Below are 21,049 nucleotides of genomic sequence, written 5' to 3' on the forward strand. Positions count from 1 at the left end.
ATACATTAGACATGTTTTTTTGCGGGTACAATTTAGTAAAAATTATAAGTTTTGTGCTTTAAATTCTTTCAGTTTATCAATTAATTTGGGAACGATCTCGAAAGCATCTCCAACGATCCCATAATCAGCAGCCTTAAAGAAAGGAGCTTCCGGATCTGTATTAATGACCACTTTTATTTTAGAGGCGTTCACTCCCGCCAAATGTTGAATTGCTCCGGATATACCAATGGCAATATACAAATTAGAAGCTACCGGTTTTCCTGTCTGCCCGACATGTTCGCTATGTGGCCTCCATCCTAAATCAGATACCGGCTTGGAGCAGGCTGTTGCAGCTCCTAAAACAGTTGCTAATTCTTCTATCATTCCCCAATTTTCCGGGCCTTTTAGACCTCTACCTCCGGAAACAACAATATCTGCATCGGCAATCGTTACGGTTCCTGTTGCCTTTTCAATTTTCCGGGATTGTACACCAAAATCCGTTTCAGTTAAAGAAGCGTCAAAAGATATGGTGGTACCAGTTACCTCGTTTTCAAAAATTCCATAAGAGTTCTTAGCTAAACTGATTACTTTATTTGCAGTAGAAATCACCGTATGGCTAAAACCTTTGTTAGAAAATACTTTTCTTTTTACGGTAAAAGGTGTTATATTATTTGGTAATGCAACTACATTAGAGACAAAACCCGCTTCTAAACCTACAGCCACCAACGGGGATGTGTAAATAGCGTCAATACCGGAATCCATAATAATTACATTGGCAGCCTCAGAGATTGCTACCTGTGTAATTACACCCGCATAAGCCTTTGCGTTAAACGTTTGTAATCGGTCATCGGAGACTGTAATTACTTTTTCTGCTCCGTAGGTATATAAATCAGACGGAGTGTCTGCATTGACAGACAATGCTACTATGTTAGTACCTAATTGTTCGGCCACTTTAACCCCATACGAAACGACTTCGAAAGCTGCTTTTTTATATTTTCCGTCTATTGTATTTGCAAATACTAAAACTGCCATATTTTTATTTTTTATGTTGCTGTGAGAAGAAATGGTAAACAGGTAAGATGCTTCTGATTTGACTCACAGTTGTTTGTTTTTATCAAATTACTTTTGCTTCATTATGTAACAGATCGACCAATTCATCAATATGGTCGGCATCTACTAATTTTACTGCACCTTTTGGTGTCGGTTTTTCAAACATTTGAACTGATGTGGTATGATCTTCTTTCAAAGCTTCAACCACACGCAATGGTTTCTTACGAGCCATCATAATACCTCTCATATTGGGGATTCTCAAATCCGATTCCTCAACAATTCCTTTCTGCCCTCCTACTACCAAAGGCAGGGAAGTAGTTACTTCTTCGCTTCCTCCGTTAATCTCTCTTATTGCAGTGACATCATTTCCGGTTATTTCTATCCCTGTACAACCATTGACAAAATGATAATCCGTTAAAGCAGCTAGCATTCCCGGAACCATCTGACCATTATAATCACTCGATTCCTTTCCGGCCAATACCAAATCATACGCCCCGTCTTTTACTATTTTCGCTAATTCTTTGGCAACTGAAAAGCCATCTATTGCTTCCGTATCTACCCTAATGGCATCATCTGCTCCGATTGCCAATGCTTTTCTCAAGGTAGGTTCGGTAGTTGCATTTCCTACATTGATAACTGTTACGGAAACTCCTTGTTTTTCTTTAAACCACATTGCTCGGGTCAACACAAATTCATCATAAGGATTGATTACAAATTGAACTCCACTTGTATCAAACTTTGTGTCATTATCCGTGAAATTAATTTTTGAAGTGGTATCGGGTACATGACTGATACATACTGCTACTTTCATACAAAATTTACTATTTCTGATTTGATATTGCGAAGATACTATAAATAATAAAAAAACAGCTTTTAAAAATATATTTGCTTTACCCGGTTTCGGATTTTGACTAAACTTTTATATCAAAATTTTCATACTTTTGTCCTCAATAATTTTTTGATGAATACTATATGAAAACAGTTCAGTTTAGAGAAGCCATCTGCGAAGCCATGAGTGAAGAAATGCGTGTAGATGAAACTATTTATCTAATCGGTGAAGAAGTAGCAGAATACAACGGTGCATACAAAGCAAGTAAAGGAATGTTGGACGAATTTGGGGCAAAACGAGTTATTGATGCCCCTATAGCCGAGTTGGGTTTTGGTGGTATTGCCGTAGGTTCTGCCATGAATGGTAACAGGCCTATTGTAGAGTATATGACTTTTAATTTCTCCTTAGTAGGTATTGATCAGATTATAAATAATGCGGCAAAAATCAGGCAGATGTCAGGCGGGCAGTTCCATTGCCCGATTGTTTTCAGAGGCCCGACAGCTTCTGCCGGGCAATTAGCAGCTACACACTCTCAGGCTTTCGAAAATTGGTTTGCCAATTGTCCGGGCTTAAAAGTAATCGTACCTTCTAATCCGTACGATGCAAAAGGTCTGTTAAAAGCAGCTATTAGAGATGATGATCCCGTAATTTTTATGGAATCCGAACAGATGTATGGTGACAAAATGGAAATTCCCGAAGGAGAATATATCATTCCTATCGGTGTTGCAGACATTAAAAGAGAGGGAACAGATGTAACAGTAGTTTCTTTTGGAAAAATCATAAAAGAAGCTTATAAAGCCGCAGAAGCATTAGCAAAAGAGAATATTTTCATAGAGATTATAGATTTGAGAACTGTAAGGCCTATGGATCATACTGCTATCATCAAGTCCGTGCAAAAAACAAACAGATTGGTCATTTTAGAAGAAGCGTGGCCTTTTGGTAATGTCTCTTCGGAAATTACATTTAGAATACAAGAGCAGGCATTTGATTATTTGGATGCTCCGATTAAAAGAATTACTACCGCAGATACACCTGCCCCTTACTCTCCGGTTTTACTGGAAAAATGGTTACCAAACAGCACAGATGTTGTGAAAGCAGTAAAAGAAGTTCTGTACCTGTAATCATAAAAAATACTAAACCTTATTTTTTATAGTTACAAGGTTATAAAAAGTGAACTTTTTATGATATGAACATACGATTTTTATTTTTTTTATTTTTTATAAGTGTAATCGCACATGCTCAGCTAACCATATCCGGCAAAGTTTTAGATGAACAAAACCAGCCGTTGCCTTTTGTAAATATCATTCTCAAAAACTCAACCATAGGGACGGTAACGGATGATAATGGAGCATTTACTTTAACTATTAACGAAAAAAGAGGAAGGATTGAAATTTCTTATGTAGGTTATATCTCACAAGTAATACGAATAAACTCTAAAAAAAAGTACCTGACTATTATTTTAAAAGAAGAAGCCAATCAGTTGGGTGAAGTTGTTATTGTAACAAGGCCAAAAAAAAGGCTTAAAAAGAAAGAAAACCCCGCTTATAGAATTTTAAAAGAGATCTGGAAAAGAAAAAAATCTAACGGACTCAAACTGGTAGATTATTATCAATACAAAAAGCACCAAACCGTAGAAGTTGGGCTTAACAATTTAGATTCTGTTTTTTTAAAAAAGATTTTTAAAAAAGATTTTGATAAAGCTGTCAGTGAAATAAAATACGATAATGACGGCATCAATTACTATATCCCTGTTTTTTTGAAAGAAACGATTTATAATGTTTATGGAAATAATAAAACTAAAGAAATAAGAACTGATATAGAAGCGGAAAAAAGTAAAGGTGTACCTACTCAAGGGTTTATTTTTGACAGAATGACGAATACCTTTAGAGATTATAATTTTTATGACAATAATATCCTCATACTGAACAAAACTTTTGTAAGTCCAATTTCAACAGCCGGTTTTGAAACGTATGATTATGTACTGCACGATAGTACAATTGTTAAAAACAGGAAGCATTACCATATTTATTTTTTCCCTCGCAGAAATGGCGATTTTGCTTTTGAAGGTAATTTTTGGGTTTCGGAAAAAAGCTTCTCTATTACCAAAATGAAAATGAAAGTGCATAAAGATATCAATTTAAATTTTGTAAGGTCGTTTACTTTTGAAAAAGAATTCGTCATTAAAAACGATAGTATTTACCTGCCAAAATCTAATCTCTACGAAGGAGATTTTACACTTTTAGATAAAAATGAAAAAAATAAAGGTTTGACTATAAGGAAAACAAATACTTTTACCAACTATATTCTAGACGAACCTCAATCCGCTGATTTTTATAAGCAGGAAATTGTGAAATACACTCCTAAACAGTTTTTAAAACCCGAAAAGTACTGGAAAAAAAACAGCAAAGCAGAAAATACTTTAACTTATCAAATCATAGAAAATGTAAAAAACAAAAAGAAAATTAAAAACCTAACAGGTATTATCAATACATTAGCCAGCGGTTTTATCAATATAAGTTCCAGTGTTCAGTTAGGGCCGTTCTGGACGTTTTTTGCAAGAAATGAAGTAGAAGGGCTTATAGTAAAAGCAGGTGCCAGATCTTTTAAGACGATTCATGACCGTTTTAGATTTAACGGATATTTGGCTTATGGTTTTAAAGATAAAAAAGCAAAATTTGCTATAGAATCGAAATATTTACTTACATATAAACCACGAATTTCTGCCGGTTTAGCTTATGTATATGATAACGAGCAACTGGGAAGCAAGCTCTTAAATACAAATCAACTTATTGGAAATACCTTTGGTACCGGAGCTTTGGTTACCAGAGGGGATAACTTTTTCCTTTCCAAGATAAATAAGCTTGCTGCTAATGTAGATTTTCAGGTGAAACAAAATTTTAATATTGGTATCAATATGACTCATAATAGCATCGTTTCTGCTGCTCCCGATCTGTTTTCCATAGATTACTTAAATGAAAACAATACCATAAGTTCCAGTGTAAAAGATGTTTCTACCGATATTTATCTTAGTTTAACTCCCGGTAGATTTATATACGGATTAGGTGTTGAACAACGCTATGGAAGAATCTTATTTTCCACATTTATCCTTAATTACAGAAGAGGGTACAAAGGATTTTTGAACGGAACTACAAACTATGATAAAATTCAATTTCTGTATAATCAACCGATATTCTTAGGAAAGTCAGGCCTTCTTGATGCCACAATAGAAGGGGGTAAGACTTTCGGAACAGTCCCGCTAACTTTATTAAACCCGATACCGGCCAACCAGACACTTTCTTTGGTAAGAAATACTTTTGCTTTAATAAATTATTACGATTTTGTAACGGACACCTATGCAGCTACCCATTTAGAACATCACTTTAACGGTTTTATTTTAAATAGAATTCCATTATTAAAAAAGCTAAAACTACGGAGTCTAGTTACCTTTAGAGTGGCTTATGGTACTATTTCCGATGCAAATATTGCGATTAACAGGTCGTCCATACAGTACAATGCACCATCAAACCGATTATATTATGAATATAGTGTCGGGTTAGAAAATATAGGTTTTGGAAATATTCGTTTTTTAAGGATCGATGCTATTTGGCGAAGCAATTACACGCAGGTAAATACAACCATACCTCAAACTCCAAAATTTGCCATTAGAATTGGTATAAGACCGGGCTTATAAATCCTTAACTCCATAAAAAAGAGTTTTTCTATTCGATCGATTTTACTACTTTTGCCCAGCAAATTAACAAAACCAAATAAGAACATGGAATCAATGATGATTTATATGCCGATAGCATTGGCAACTTTAGGCTTACTATACATGCTAGCTAAGAAATCCTGGGTGATGAAACAAGATGCGGGTGATGGTAAGATGAAAGAAATATCCGACTATATATACGAAGGAGCTTTGGCTTTTTTAAATGCAGAGTACAGACTTCTGACTATTTTTGTACTCATTGTCAGCGCATTACTGACCTTAGTATCTTTTATAGTACCTACAACACATTGGTTGATTACCATCGCATTTATCTTTGGTGCTGTTTTTTCTGCTTTTGCAGGAAATATTGGAATGAAAATCGCAACGAAAACAAATGTCAGAACTACACAAGCTGCTCGTACAAGTTTACCAAATGCCCTTAAAATATCTTTTGGCGGTGGTACGGTGATGGGACTTGGTGTTGCCGGTTTGGCAGTGTTAGGGCTCACGGCATTTTTTATCATATTTTTTCATTTTTTTATGGATGGAGCGTGGACTTCAACCGAGGATATGACTATTGTTTTGGAAACGTTGGCCGGTTTTTCTTTGGGAGCCGAATCTATTGCGTTGTTTGCGAGAGTTGGCGGAGGTATTTATACCAAAGCAGCAGATGTTGGTGCGGATTTAGTGGGTAAAGTTGAAGCGGGAATTCCGGAAGATGATCCGCGTAATCCCGCCACCATTGCAGATAATGTAGGGGATAATGTGGGAGATGTTGCAGGAATGGGAGCGGATTTATTTGGTTCTTATGTGGCAACAGTGCTGGCTGCCATGGTTTTAGGGAATTATGTAATCAAAAATATGGGAGGAAATATTACGGATGCTTTCGGTGGAATCGGGCCTATTTTATTACCTATGGCTATTGCGGGTGCAGGGATCATTATTTCCGTAATTGGAACCATGCTGGTCAAAATTAAAAATAATGATGCTAAAGAAGCACAAGTAATGGGCGCTTTAAATGTGGGTAACTGGACATCGATTATATTAGTAGCGATTTCGTGTTTTGGACTATGTTATTATATGCTGCCGGAAACCATGAATATGGAGTTTTTTCGCGAAGGTTTTAAAGAAGTTTCAAAGACGGATGTATTCTATGCTACTCTGGTTGGGTTAACCGTAGGAGCCGTTATTTCATCGGTAACCGAATTTTACACCGGATTAGGGAAGAAACCTACCTTAAAAATTGTACAACAATCCGGTACAGGGGCGGGTACAAATATCATTGCCGGTTTAGCTACCGGAATGATTTCCACATTCTATTCGGTATTATTATTTGCGGGGGCTATTTGGGCATCATATGCATTTGCAGGGTTCTATGGTGTTGCTTTGGCAGCATCGGCAATGATGGCAACTACGGCAATGCAATTGGCTATTGATGCATTTGGACCTATTTCCGATAATGCGGGTGGTATTGCAGAAATGAGTGAGCAGGAACCTATTGTAAGAGAACGTACGGATATTTTAGATTCGGTAGGAAATACAACTGCTGCCACCGGAAAAGGTTTTGCAATTGCTTCTGCCGCTTTGACCTCATTGGCATTATTTGCTGCCTACGTAACATTTACCGGAATTGACGGTATTAACATTTTTAAAGCACCTGTTTTAGCCATGTTGTTTGTCGGCGGGATGATTCCTGTGGTTTTTTCTGCATTGGCCATGAATGCCGTTGGTAAAGCTGCTATGGAAATGGTAGAAGAAGTAAGACGTCAGTTTAGGGAGATTACCGGAATTATGAAGGGTACCGGAAAACCGGAATATGATAAATGTGTAGCGATTTCTACCAAAGCTTCTCTAAAAGAAATGATACTGCCAGGCCTGTTGGCAATTGGTTTTCCATTAATCATTGCATTTGCACCTATGATTTTTGGAATGGATAACAAAACTATTGCTGAAATGTTGGGAGGCTATATGGCCGGTGTAACGGTAAGTGGCGTATTATGGGCTATTTTTCAAAATAATGCCGGCGGAGCTTGGGATAATGCCAAAAAATCTTTTGAAGCAGGAGTTGAAATCAACGGAAAGATGACTTACAAAGATTCTGATGCTTACAAAGCAGCAGTAACCGGAGATACTGTCGGAGATCCGTTTAAAGATACTTCCGGCCCCTCCATGAATATTTTAATTAAGCTATCGTGTTTAATAGGTTTGGTTGTCGCTCCTATTTTAGGAGAACATACTGACGAATCTCATAGTAAAGCCAATATTTGGGTTACAGAAGACGGAAAGGAAATTAAAGTGACCACTGATGCTACCTTTACGTCTGGCACTGACGTTGCTATTAAAAAAATTGTAAAAGTAAACATCACAAAAAATGATGATGGGACTTCAAAAGCCGTCGTAACCACTTCTACAACTGAAAATGGCGAGACCGTAACCAAAGATGAAGTTTTTGAAGGAACTCTGGAAGAAGTAAAAAAGAAAATAGAAGCTTTTGAGCGTGCTGATAAAAATGTAAAAATCAAAATTAAAAAATCCGGTGATATTGATGTTGAAAATCTCGTGAATATTGATGTTTCGAAAAATGAAGATGGAACTACAAAAGCTACGGTCACTACTACTACGATTGAAAATGGAGAAAAAGTAACTAAACAGCAAGTATTTGAAGGAACCCAAGAGGAGGTTGAGAAAAAATTAGAAGCACTTGAAAAATCTTTTGAGAATATAAAAATTAAGAAGATCAGGAAAAAAGTAAAGAAATCAAAATAGGTTTTTGCAGTTTCAAGTTAAAAGCTCAACCTTTTTTAAATAGTGATAAAAAGCATCCTCTTTTTTGAGAAAAACAAAACTTAAAATAATTATTAATTTATGAGGTATCTTTATGATTAAAAACTAATTTGATGGTCCGTTTCACAATCTAATTGTATTTTTTGGATGAAATAATACATCTGCTTTCATCATCATTACAACAACTCAGGAAGATTTTTATCTCATTCTTTGACATTGATGCTTATCAAAAAAGGGCACCTCTAAATAAAAACACTCCCCGAAAATGGGGAGAAAAAAATTTCACCGTTTTCAGGGATTGACTTGTTGCGTTTTTCCTTTCTATATTTGTACCACTTTTATTAATCCCTTAAAAACTCAAAGTTGATTAATGATGTGTTCGTCCTTATAAAGGATAAGTTAAATACATATTTTAAAACACTTGGAATAGAAAACCCCAAGGTTGATTTTGTTGACCCTACTACTACGGAATCAGATGATACTATTTCATTTAAATCCAATACGGTTACTCCTGTTCTCATCAACATAGAAGAAGATCGTATCATGAGGCCTGCAAACCTATATGCCCGCAACATTGCTGAGCAGGGGGTGGTACAAAGTGAAAATTCTCCTGAAATAAGGATCAATCTGTTGGTTTTGTTTGTTTCAAAATTTGCTGATTATCCTGAAGGACTGAAATTTTTGTCTTACATCATCAAGTTTTTTCAGGCCAATCGGGTTTTCGACCATCACAATTCACCCACACTCAGCAGGGAAATAGAAAAACTCATCATGGAGTTATCACCTCCGGTACTACAGGAGCAGGATGCCGTATGGAATGCCCTGAGAACTTCTTACCTGCCCTCCATACTTTACAAGATTAAGATGTTGGTATACTTTGATGAGGATTCATTACAAGCTGCAAATATGGTAACATCTGTTCCTTACGATGTAAGTAATGGAGCTTTAAAAAAAGGGGGATTCCAAAATCAAAAATCGCAAGCAGGGTTATCGAGCACTGAATTTTTTACCAGGCAGACAAATCCTCCTCCCCTGCCAGGTATATCCCCTTCTGTAAAAGATACTGTTTTAAAGGCAGACTATGATACGGAGGCAATTGTTGAATTAGAGCATACGGAGAAAGGAATTACCTATCAACTGTTTTGTATTAAACAAAAAGGCGATCTTCCTTTACCTTGCACAGAAGGCGGGCTACCGGTAACCGTCAATGAAGATGGCATGTCTCTTCAATTGTTTACACAGCCTCTCACAGCAGATCATACATTTTGTGTAAAAGCAACCAACTTGTCAGGTGGGGGTGAAACATACTTAAAAGACGATGTAAAAGTAAAAGTTTATCCACGTACTGATGTTGAGGTGACTGTCTCCGATAAATCAATTCATACCGGTGAGTCGGCAACCATTATATTAAAAAACCCTCAATCAGGTATCAGCTATCAATTGAAAAGAGGAGGCGATAACAGTGGCGAAGCCAAAGTATGCAGGGACGAAAGTACTCCTCTGCACCTTACAAGTGCTGTTCTGGCAGAGCCGGGAAAAGTTACTTTTACGGTGCAGGCTACTTCAGCCGTCAATACATTGTCTGTTACCTTGACCCAGCCGGCCGTTGTAGAGGTTGAGAAAAAAAGCGTCCATATTGACCCCGACCTGGAAGTCGTCCTCAAATCCCTTTTTGTAACTCATGACGGGCAGGCAGATATCACGGTCAAAGGTACTCAGAAGGGAGTGAAGTACCAACTCACAGACAAAGCAAACGAAACTCCCCACGGAGATACCGTCGAAGGACCGGGTGAAGTATCACTCTTTAGCAAACATTTACAAAAAGATACTACGTTCATTATCAGAGCGACTCCCGTAGAGGGAGGAAACAGTGTTGATTTAACTACTAAACCCGATGTATTGGTTGGTTGGTTATTTTTTGAAGGAGCCGATAGTACCAACAAAGGCAAAGGTCTCTATGTTGATTTTAACAACAACGAAAAACTCAAGGTTTCCGGAAATCAAACGATTGAAATGTGGATAGATCCGGACAATCTGACCGGCGATAAAAAAATATATTACAAAGGATGGGCATATTCGGGGAGTATTTTAATCAACAACGAAACTATTAAATATGTCTTTTCGGGGACAGTGGGAGAGAATAGTTCTCAAATAGCTCAAGATCTATCGCAATTCTCAGGACAGTTTATACACTTGGCAATTGTTCGCAATATGGATACAAAAATCATGACATGGTATGTGAACGGTAAAGAAGATTCCCTGGGAAATATAACGGCAAACGATATAGACACTCAAGATCAGCATGCCATCATTGGAGGAAGCGAACAAGCATATGGAAGTTATGAAGGACGAATGGCAGAGGTACGTATATGGAATAGGGTACGTACACAAGAAAATATTTTGAATAATAAAAATAAGCGCCTTAACGGAAATGAAGAAGGACTTATAGCCTATTGGAAGATGAATGAAGGTAAAGGAGACGTTATACATGACACTTCGGAAAATAACATCAACGGAGATATAAAAGAAGGAGACCCGAAATGGGGATAAATAAATAATTTATGTGATCGTTTAGAGAAATTATGAGTAACTATTCAGAACTATTTAGTATCAGCATTATGCACACGTATTACAGTGATGAGGTTTGCCCTGATTTTACGTTGGAGCCTACCCCAAGCAGTTATGACATACTAAAAAATCATCGGATCGTCCTAAAAAACAGAACAGGCAGTTTGCAGCTGGCCGTACCCACCGGTGATAACCCGCCATCTCAGCCTTTTATTGACCTGTCGGCTATTAAAAAAGTGTCTTTTTACATGAAGCTGCACCGAGAAACGTTTAGCTATTACACCGACCTGCCGGAAATAACAAGAGATGAAATGTATTATTACGGTAACTTTGACCCGTGTGAGGAAGATCTGACTGAAGAGATAATCAAAAAAAAAGCGGTTGAGCTTCCAATGAATGATGGCGGTATTTTTGGCATGGCAGACATTTTTTTTCCGGATTCATTTGATCTGAACAGCCCACCCAACTATATAATTAGTTTTCAGGCTAAAGAAATTGAGTGGAGTTATTATTTTATTATCAATAAAAACACTCCTCCGTCAGTACCCAAAGTAACGGTAACGGACACTTCGGGTCAGATCATATTTTCTACCGGAACCGGGGATGCCGAAATAATAGCAGAATTAAAAAAAAGATATCCGAACAGCCACATACACTTTTTACGCTCTGATGCGCCCGTCAGTTATCAGGAAAAAGGACGAGCAGGCATACAATTGTTGGTGGGTGATGATCCTTTGATTGAACACCTCCCCAATCCATCCACAGTTGATAATGGCATACAAATACTGAGAACACCGGTGAGTACTTATCAACCCTCACTATAATCATTACATGAATACAATAAGATCATACAAAATTAAATAAATAACACATTAATATTATGGCAACATACAAAACTCCCGGCGTATATACAGAAGAAATTTCCACACTTCCTCCTTCGGTAGCACAAGTATCCACTGCTATCACTGCCTTTGTAGGCTATACTTACGATAGTACAGGTACTTCAGATACTCCTCAAATTGAAAGGGTTACTACTTTTTTGGAATATCAGGAATTGTTCGGAGGACCACAGCACACCGATTTTGAGATCACTGTCAACAGTAACGGCACACTCAAGACTACCATTCCCGAAGGCAAGGAATTGATATATTTGATGTACTATGCCATCGATCTCTACTTCAAAAACGGAGGCGGCCCTTGTTACATTGTTTCCTTAGGGGCTTATAAAAGTACCCCAAGTATACTACTAACCGATTTTGAAAGAGGTTTGAAAGCACTCGAAAAAGAAGACGAACCTACCCTTATTGTTCTGCCCGATGCCGTAAACCTTTCACAAAGCGACTATTACACCGCATGCAATATAGTACTCGATCAGTGCCATAAATTAGGGGATCGTTTTGGTATTTTCGACATCCTTCCGCAGGATACCGATGGCTCGAAGTTTAGAAACCATATCCGTTCCGAAGCCGAATATCTCAAGTACGGTGCTACGTATATTCCGTATTTAAACACGTCTATCTCCCGGGCATATGATGAAGATAAGGTAGATGTAAAAAAGTTTACGGCACAATATACGATTGCTGAAAGCACAACAGAAGCAATCAAAGTAAGTTATATAGGAGATGTTCAAAACAGCACACCGCAGATAGAAGTAAGTGTACTTATTACTAAAAAAGCATCTAAAGCATCCAAAGCACTTAAAACAACTACTCCGGCGGCTCAATTTACCATAACTGATAACAAGCTGCTAATCACACTTCCGGCCGGAGGCTCACAAGTAACAGATATCATCACCAAATGGCAAACATGGAAAGCAAATAACAATGCTGCCGGCTTTGATTTGGAAGAAAGCGGAAGCGGATCAACAAATATAGTAACACCACTTACAGCCACACCTTTGTCAAGAGATTTTACCGATGTCTTTTACAATGAGGGTAATAAAGGCCTTGAAATAGCATATAAGGGACCGGTAACCACCAATATCCCTGAGGTAACCATTGTTGCAAACGGAAGTGCAAGCGATGATATTGGTTTCGAAACCGTTGCAGGCAAAGGTCAGATTCCTGCGAGCCTCAAAATTACTCTTAAAGCTACTAACAACAAAACTGCATCAGATATTGTGACCGAATGGACTACTTTTGCAGCAACTCCGGAGAATGCCAAAGGATTTGTACTCACCAAATCAGGAGATGGCAGCAATACAATTGATGATGAACTCCCTACTGTTTCTCTTCCGGAAACAACACCCTCCGTTACCCTGACACAGGTCAAGCAAAACAGTTCTTCTTTCTACAATAGCATGGTTACCGAACTGTCTGCTCAAAAAGTTACACTGCCACCTTCTTCCGCAATGGCCGGAGTCTATGTGACTACCGATAACAACAGAGGCGTATGGAAAGCGCCTGCCAATGTAAGTGTGGTATCCGTTACAGGACCTACGGAAGACATCAATGCTCAGGAACAGGAAAATCTGAATATAGACAGCACGGCAGGAAAATCCATCAATGCCATCCGAAGTTTTACCGGAAAAGGCACCCTGGTATGGGGCGCACGAACACTGGCGGGAAATGACAATGAGTGGCGCTACATTTCGGTAAGACGTTTGTTCAGCACCATTGAAGAATCCTGCCGGAAATCTACCGGGTTTGCCGTATTTGAACCCAACAATGCCGTTACCTGGTTAAAAGTAAAGGCCATGATCGATGGTTACCTCTACGGATTATGGCAACAGGGTGCCTTGGCGGGAACCTCTTCTGAAGAAGCCTTCTTTGTCAACGTGGGGATGGGAAAAACCATGACTTCGCAGGACATTCTGGAAGGTAGGATGATTGTAGAGATCGGCATTGCTGCCGTACGTCCCGCAGAATTTATCATCCTGAGATTCTCACACAAATTACAGGAATCGTAAAGGTTTGAGAAAAATATACGATATCAATTACAAAAGATTATTAGTAAGTATAACTTGAAATACTTTAAAACTTAAAAAATAAACAATTCATTAATTTAAAAATCAACACATGGCAACTTACAAAACACCCGGGGTATATGTAGAAGAAATCGCTACACTGCCCCCTTCGGTAGCCCAGGTATCTACGGCAATTCCTGCCTTTATAGGGTATACCGAACGAAGTACTGCTCAGGGGGGAATCGGTACTGTAAAACCGCAGGTAGAACGGATCAGCACTTTTCTGGAATACAAAGATCTTTTTGGAGGTTCTGATGAAGTAACGTATATGGTTGAAGCGACTGGTGACATCCCTAGTATCGAAATTACAGGTACATCCGATTTTCAGATGTACTATTGTATAGATCATTATTTTAAAAACGGGGGAGGTCCTTGTTACATCATTTCCGTAGGCACTTATGGAGGATCTATTGATAATCAAGCCTTATCTGACGGTTTATCAACTTTGGAGAAAATAGATGAACCTACACTGATCTTATTTACCGAAGCTGTAAAACTTACTACCCAAAGTGAATACTATGCACTTTGTGATGAAGTACTGGCACAATGTAATAAACTCGGTGACCGGTTTGGAATTTTCGATGTTATCGATGAGGATACAGGTGTAGATGACTTTAGAAATGGCATTAGGTCCGAAGCAGAATATCTTAAATACGGTGCTGCCTACACGCCTTACCTAAATACAACCATTACCCGCGAATACGATACCACAGGGGTCATAATAAACAGTGATATCCTGGCGGCATATCAAACTGACACAAATGGTATCAACGTGGTTTTTGCAGGGCATTATGTAACAGGTTCAGAACCCGAAGTCACCATTGAAAATGCTGGTGGGGCAGACATAGGTGATATTACTTTTACAGCTACTGATTCACTCATCACTATTAAAGTACAAGCCAGTGGAGGTTCGCTTCCTGCCGACATTAAAAATGCATGGGATACATGGAAAAAAAGTAATGATACACATGGATATGACATCAGTATTTCGGGCGACGGTTCTGAAATTGTTACGGGGGGGATCACTGACCAATCGTTTGACAGCAATGTTACCCTTCAGGCGATAGCAACCGTCAATACCACGCTATACAACAACACCCTTACCTTACTGGATGCTGAAAAAGCGGTCTTACCACCTTCGCCGGCAATGGCAGGTATTTATGCAGCTACAGACAATAACCGCGGGGTGTGGAAAGCTCCGGCAAATGCAAGTGTGGTTTCCGTGACCGGACCCACTCAAAAGATCAATAGCGAAGAACAGGGAAATCTCAATGTAGATGTTCAGGCAGGGAAATCGATTAATGCCATTCGTGAGTTTACCGGCAAAGGTACTCTGGTATGGGGTGCACGAACGCTGGCAGGAAACGACAACGAATGGCGATATATTTCGGTAAGACGTTTGTTCAATACCATTGAAGAATCCTGTCAGAAATCTACGGATTTTGCTGTTTTTGAACCCAATAATGCCGTTACATGGCTGAAAGTAAAATCAATGATTGACGGCTATCTCTACGGTATGTGGCAACAGGGCGCACTTGCAGGTACTACTGCCGAAGAAGCGTATTTCGTAAACGTGGGGCTTGGCAAAACCATGACCTCTCAAGACATTCTCGAAGGCAGAATGGTTGTAGAAATAGGAATTGCTGCGGTTCGTCCTGCAGAGTTCATTATTCTCCGTTTTTCACACAAACTACAAGAATCATAATTTTAAAATAAACTAATAACTAAAAATAATTTTAATCATGGCAGTTACAAAAGAAACCATCAAGAGCAACTATCCGTTACCCGTATACAATTACAAGGTAGACATCGGTGGCGAAACCATTGCTTTTTCCGAAGTTTCAGGACTCAGCATAGGGTATGAGGCCATCACTTTTAAAGAAAGTAAAGTAGACGGCGGGGCCGGTCCCAACGTTATGCAGATGCCCGGACAAATCACACAACCCAGTATTTCACTCAGAAAAGGATATGTAAAAGCCAAAAGTGTGGCTGTTTTTTATCAATGGATCAACAGCATTACGCTCAATCAGGTAGACAAAAAGAACATTACCGTAAGTCTTTGTGACGAAACCGGTTCTCCTGTGGCTGTCTGGAGCGTTATTGATGCCTTTCCTACCAAGCTGGATGCTCCGGGTTTCAGTGCCGACTCAAATGAAGTGGCTATTGAAAGTATGGAACTCGCAGCTCTTAGTATTACCATGGAAGAAGCATAACCGACCGGGGTATCGGGATAGGTTTTAGACTTTAGATTTTATCAGGAGATGGGAATTTCATGATTTTTATCATCCTGATTGTCCGGATACCTCTGTTTGATGTCAAGGTATCCCCACACCTTAGGTCTGTCGGGTTAATAATACAACAATTCAATAAATAAGCATGTAGTCCATACTCTAAATTTAAACCTGTAAAATGGCACTTACAAAAGACGACATTATATACAAATATCCGTTACCTGTATACAATTACAAGGTAACGGTAGATAGCAAGGAAATGGCTTTTTCCGAAGTTTCGGGGTTAGACATCACGTATGGTGAAGTGATTCTTTACAAACACGGACTCAGTTTTATGGAAGGTGAATTCATACAGAGCATTAACAGTACAGAAACACAAAAACAAAAACCGGCAACGATCACTTTAAGGAAAGGCATGATAAGAGGTGAGGATACACTGTATCAGTGGATTCATAACCACTGGGTTAATACCGTATTGCCTATGACCATATCCTTGTGTGATGAAGAAGGAAACCCATTGATATACTGGGACATAAAAAGAGCAGTCCCTGTCAGATTAAGTGCACCGGCATTCAACGCCGAAGCCAATGAGGTTGCCATTCAAAGTATGGAAGTATTTGCAAAGGATATTAAGATTATTTATGAGAAGTAAGAATTTCGGTTCAGTCATTAAAAACAACAGAAAAGTATGAGTAATCATGCACAGCCTCTTCTTGAAAGTTTTCCGCTAACGTTTCGTTTTAGTGTTGTTTTTTTCGAGTTAGGCATTATACCCAATCCGTTGGATATTCGTTTCCGGAAAGTTTCGGGAATTACTTCCGAAATAAACACACACGAGGTAAACTCGGGAGGAGAAAATTTATTTACCCGTCGTTTACCTGCAAAAGTCAACTACCGGAATCTTACGTTGGAAAGAGGGTTCGCTATAGGGTCTGTTGTCCGTTTGGATTTCAATGCCGCTATGACGGGCTTCCAATTTGCACCGGGAAATGTACAGGTAATTCTATATGGTGAAAACTCGCTTCCCATATCCTCATGGATGTTTCTGAATACCTATCCCGTAAAGTGGTCCATATCCGATTTGGACGCCAATCAGGATCAACTGGTCATTGAGTCTATGGAGTTGGCGTATGATCAATTTTTAAGCATTACAATATAGCATACTATGCCGGTAGAGATCAGACAAATTATCATTCGCGCGCTTGTTCGGGACAAAGGTAATGAAAGCAATAATAACGGTGTTGGCACAACCCGGTCAGAGGAAAATGCAGAAAGCATATTAAGAATAATTGAAAAACAAAAAGAACGATGATCAGTACAGCATTGATCCCTTTTTTCAAACTCGAAAAACTCAAAATAGAGTTGTACAAAAGACGTGAAAGGACGATAAGTGACAAATTGTCTGCAAGTTTTGAAGCATTTTTCAATCCGGAAACGCTTTCGCAAACCATTCAAAACAATCTGAACGGAAAACCGGGTTTTTCAGGTGCCAGCAGTGAGATGGAATTCATGAATACACAACCCCGTACCCTGCAATTCAAATTGCTTATGGACCGGACGGCGTTGGGAGGCACATCATCATTTACACCCAAAAGTCTGCACGATGAAGTAGAAGATTTTATAAAAAATGCAGTCTACATCAATGGAGTCATACACGAACCTGCCTTTTTAAAAGTAATTTGGGGGAACTATTCATTAGACTGCCGGGTCAGTAATGTTAGTGTACAATACACACTTTTTGACAGAAGCGGTAATGCGATACGCGCCGAGCTGGATGTCAGTTTTGTAGAAGATATCAAAGAAAATACAAAGCAGGCAGAACTGAAACTGTCTTCTCCGGATCTGACCCATATCAGAACAGTGAGAAAAGGAGATACATTACCCATGATGGTAAAAGAGATCTACGGCGATCAAAAATATTACATACAAGTAGCAAAATATAATAAAATCAACAATTTCAGGCAATTGCAACCGGGGACGAAAATCAGTTTTCCACCCTTAGAAAACTAAGAAATGGCAACACCAATAGTAACCATAGTAGATCCGAATACAAAAAAAGAGGTAAGCAAACCTTTTGATTGTATCAGGCTTGATATAATCAAAGAGGTCAATCGCATTCCTTCGGCTGAAATTGTTTTGAGAGAAGCGGGCAATAAAGACGAATACTTTCCAAAAAGTAAAGAAGGAAATTTTAAACCCGGAAAGTATCTGGAAATACAATTGGCTTATGCCGGCAATCCCGGCAGGAAAGAAACTGTTTTTAAAGGAATTGTCATCAGGCATCGTATTAAAGGAAGCGATCAGGGTACCCGGCTTATCGTGGAATTGAAAGACTCTGCCTATAAACTGACAACCGTTCGAAGAAGCACGGTGTATTATGCAGATGCAAAAACACCGGTAAGCGATACGGATATCATCAGGCAAATTATTGACGAAGCAAAAAAGAAAGAAGCTGTTACAAACCCTCCTTTTCCCATACAAGGCCCTGCCATAGACTCAGCCATTCGGCTGTACCAACACAAAGAATCTCAATCCCGTTATTATTGTACGGATTGGGACTTTATCCTCTCCCGTACAGATATCAACGGTTTGCTGGTCATCGTCAGCGACGGTTACATAGGCATCAAACCCATGCCTGACCTGTCCAGGGCAGGAGCAGCCTCAACACCATCACATGTTTTTTCAATCGGTATTCCGCCGGTTGTCCTTGATTTTGAAATGGAAATTGATATGCGCTGTCAATACAATAAAATAGAATCGTACTGTTGGGATATTGATGAACAGCATTTAATGCGAAAGAGCCAGGCAAAAGATTTTTCCATCAAACAAGCTAAAGATGTTAATGTAAAAGAAGTCAATAAATCTCTTGGCAGGGATATTTGTAAACTGTTGCAGCCGGGGGTGTCTGAAAAAGACGAACTCGTCAATTGGGCAAATGCGAAAATGGCTAAAACTCAAATGGCAATGGTACGGGGACGCATCACCATTAAAGGAGATGCAAAATATAAAGTAAGTGACCTCATAAAGATTACCAAAGTGAGCGAAATGTTCAACGAGATCACCATGATTACAGGAGTCAGACATGTTGTGAATGCTGAATCCGGGTGGCGAACCTATATCCAGTTCGGATTATCGCCACAATGGTTTTCTGAAAATGAAGACATTGCCGGCATCCTCGCTTCGGGTATGTTACCCCCTGTAAATGGTCTTCAGATAGGTGTTGTTGATAAATATGAAGAAAAGAAATTCGGCGGAGATCCCCGTGTCAGGGTTAAAATCGAAGCTATGAGTCTGGAAACCGATAAAAAGGTAAAGCCCGTATGGGCAAGACTCTCCTCTGCGGATGCAGGGGACAAAAGAGGTACGTTTTTCCGACCGGAACCGGGCGATGAAGTTATTTTAGGATTTTTCAATAACGATCCCCGGCAGCCGGTCATTCTGGGAAGCATGTATGGAACCAAAAAGAAAAACCCTCCTCCTTTTACACCCACTGACAAAAATGACATCAAAGGGCTTGTGACCAAGAACGGAGTAAAATTACAAATTGATGAAACAAAAGATGCCTGTACAATTACCGTAGAAATACCCGGAGCAGGCAAGGAGTTGAATCGCATTGTTTTAAAACAGAAAGAAGGGATTACCCTCAGTGACCAAAACAAAAATACGATTACTATGAATGACCAGGGGATTTCCCTGGGCGATCAGCATAAAAATAAGATCACCATGAGTTCAGCAGGGATTCATCTGGAAACCAATAAAAACTTTACTGTTAAAGCTAACAACATGAAAGTAGAATAGACAAAAATAAAAGACAGAGATATGTTAGATGTAGTATTAATAAACGGAGATTATGCCATTTTTGACAATACCCTTGCAGGGGGTGTCATAACAGGACCTACGCTACCCGGTATCATGCGAGGAACCGGTAACGCCTCAGTCAACAATCAAAAAGTATGTGTAGAGGGAGACGAAAAATCAGTGCAGGTTCCCAACTGCCCCTACATTGCCGGAAGCTATTCAATACCCGGTATGGGAACCTTTACCGTCAAAGAGGTGGCCCAGGATCAAAAATCATCTAAAACCACCTTAAAGGAGAAAGCCGTATTGCTGAAGGGCAGTGTATTTAAAGCCACATTTACCGTAAATACCCCTGCACAACAGCCCAATCCTCCGGGACCTAATTTACTTGACGGACCCGGGAAAAAATACGAAGGTACCGGTAAATTTCAATCGTTAAACACTCGTTACAAAACAATGTAAACTATAACAAATATGGAAAAAATAACACTCGAACTAACTGTAGAAGAAGCCAATGTCATTTTAGAAGCCTTAGGACAAATGTCTTTTAAAAAAGTGTACCAGCTGGTGAATAAAATACAGCAGCAGGCATCGCCCCAGGTAAATAAAAACGGACAACAAACCGATGAAACATTATCTGTATCGGAAGAAGAAGCATAACCGGTTTTAAAGTAAAAAACATGAACGAAAGCAAAACCTTTCTCGGCACCGGATGGAGTTTTCCACCTACTTTTCAAAAAGAAACAGGGCAGGTACAAATGGTATCAGCAGAAGAAGATGTACGACAAAGTCTTCAAATTCTGTTCACCGGTACCTTGGGTGAGCGCATTATGCAATACGATTACGGATGTGAACTGAGCCGCTTTCTCTTTGAAGAAGTAGATCAAAGATTACTGACCACCATCAAGGACACTATCTACAATGCTGTGATTACTCACGAACCGCGTGTGAATCCGGACGAGTTGGTCGTTACAGAGAGTATGAACAAGCCCGGAATGATCATTATTGAAATTAAATATACCGTATTAGCCACCAATACCCGCTACAATATGGTGTTTCCTTTTTATCTGAACGAAGCCACATTAACCATGTAAACAGCAACAGGCGTTTGTACTCAAAATAAACCAGCAATTATT

Annotated in this window: 17 protein-coding genes and 1 pseudogene; 16 read left to right on the forward strand and 2 right to left on the reverse strand. The window is 39.1% G+C overall.

Annotation, left to right across the window (positions count from 1 at the left end):
• Positions 1–42: 42 nt before the first annotated feature.
• A complete protein-coding gene (locus tag GKR88_10830) occupies positions 43–1,011 on the reverse strand; it encodes an electron transfer flavoprotein subunit alpha/FixB family protein (protein ID QMU64732.1) in 969 nt (322 codons plus the stop codon).
• 82 nt (positions 1,012–1,093) lie between these two features.
• Positions 1,094–1,840 (reverse strand): electron transfer flavoprotein beta subunit/FixA family protein, encoded by a 747-nt coding sequence (locus GKR88_10835; protein QMU64733.1) that lies wholly within the window; start codon positions 1,838–1,840, stop codon positions 1,094–1,096.
• Positions 1,841–2,001: 161 nt separating this feature from the next.
• On the opposite strand from GKR88_10835, the gene GKR88_10840 reads away from it, so the two are divergent.
• The 16 genes and pseudogenes from GKR88_10840 (at position 2,002) to GKR88_10915 (ending at position 21,007) form a co-directional block, all read left to right on the forward strand.
• On the forward strand, positions 2,002–2,979 hold the full coding sequence (locus GKR88_10840) for a pyruvate dehydrogenase complex E1 component subunit beta (protein ID QMU64734.1): 978 nt from the start codon (positions 2,002–2,004) through the stop codon (positions 2,977–2,979).
• 65 nt (positions 2,980–3,044) lie between these two features.
• Positions 3,045–5,549: a carboxypeptidase-like regulatory domain-containing protein gene (locus GKR88_10845; protein QMU64735.1), complete on the forward strand. Its 2,505-nt coding sequence runs from the start codon at positions 3,045–3,047 to the stop codon at positions 5,547–5,549.
• An 84-nt stretch (positions 5,550–5,633) separates the two neighbouring features.
• Positions 5,634–8,096: pseudogene (locus tag GKR88_10850) on the forward strand (sodium-translocating pyrophosphatase).
• A gap of 618 nt (positions 8,097–8,714) precedes the next feature.
• Entirely contained in the window at positions 8,715–10,901 is a 2,187-nt protein-coding gene (locus tag GKR88_10855) for a DUF4255 domain-containing protein (protein ID QMU64736.1), read from the forward strand.
• 32 nt (positions 10,902–10,933) lie between these two features.
• Entirely contained in the window at positions 10,934–11,743 is an 810-nt protein-coding gene (locus GKR88_10860; GenBank protein ID QMU64737.1) for a hypothetical protein, read from the forward strand.
• 56 nt (positions 11,744–11,799) lie between these two features.
• Positions 11,800–13,827, forward strand: a complete 2,028-nt coding sequence (locus tag GKR88_10865) for a hypothetical protein (GenBank protein ID QMU64738.1) — start codon at positions 11,800–11,802, stop codon at positions 13,825–13,827.
• Positions 13,828–13,936: 109 nt separating this feature from the next.
• Positions 13,937–15,589: a phage tail sheath family protein gene (locus tag GKR88_10870; GenBank protein ID QMU64739.1), complete on the forward strand. Its 1,653-nt coding sequence runs from the start codon at positions 13,937–13,939 to the stop codon at positions 15,587–15,589.
• Between the two features lie 37 nt (positions 15,590–15,626).
• Positions 15,627–16,097 (forward strand): phage tail protein, encoded by a 471-nt coding sequence (locus GKR88_10875; protein QMU64740.1) that lies wholly within the window; start codon positions 15,627–15,629, stop codon positions 16,095–16,097.
• 196 nt (positions 16,098–16,293) lie between these two features.
• Positions 16,294–16,767, forward strand: a complete 474-nt coding sequence (locus tag GKR88_10880) for a hypothetical protein (GenBank protein ID QMU64741.1) — start codon at positions 16,294–16,296, stop codon at positions 16,765–16,767.
• A gap of 36 nt (positions 16,768–16,803) precedes the next feature.
• Positions 16,804–17,274, forward strand: coding sequence for a phage tail protein (locus tag GKR88_10885; protein QMU64742.1), 471 nt, complete (start codon positions 16,804–16,806; stop codon positions 17,272–17,274).
• 6 nt (positions 17,275–17,280) lie between these two features.
• Entirely contained in the window at positions 17,281–17,427 is a 147-nt protein-coding gene (locus GKR88_10890; GenBank protein QMU64743.1) for a hypothetical protein, read from the forward strand.
• Positions 17,424–18,125 carry a hypothetical protein gene (locus tag GKR88_10895; GenBank protein QMU64744.1) on the forward strand — a complete coding sequence of 234 codons (702 nt, stop codon included), beginning with the start codon at positions 17,424–17,426 and terminating at the stop codon, positions 18,123–18,125. Before GKR88_10890 ends, GKR88_10895 begins: the two co-directional genes overlap by 4 nt.
• Positions 18,126–18,128: 3 nt before the next feature.
• Positions 18,129–19,913, forward strand: a complete 1,785-nt coding sequence (vgrG, locus tag GKR88_10900; protein QMU64745.1) for a type VI secretion system tip protein VgrG — start codon at positions 18,129–18,131, stop codon at positions 19,911–19,913.
• Between the two features lie 21 nt (positions 19,914–19,934).
• On the forward strand, positions 19,935–20,375 hold the full coding sequence (locus GKR88_10905) for a hypothetical protein (protein ID QMU64746.1): 441 nt from the start codon (positions 19,935–19,937) through the stop codon (positions 20,373–20,375).
• A gap of 12 nt (positions 20,376–20,387) precedes the next feature.
• Positions 20,388–20,573, forward strand: a complete 186-nt coding sequence (locus GKR88_10910; protein QMU64747.1) for a hypothetical protein — start codon at positions 20,388–20,390, stop codon at positions 20,571–20,573.
• 20 nt (positions 20,574–20,593) lie between these two features.
• Entirely contained in the window at positions 20,594–21,007 is a 414-nt protein-coding gene (locus tag GKR88_10915; GenBank protein QMU64748.1) for a hypothetical protein, read from the forward strand.
• The last annotated feature ends 42 nt before the right edge of the window (positions 21,008–21,049 follow it).

The organism is Flavobacteriaceae bacterium, assembly GCA_014075215.1.
In the GTDB taxonomy this organism is placed as follows: Bacteria; Bacteroidota; Bacteroidia; order Flavobacteriales; family Flavobacteriaceae; genus Polaribacter.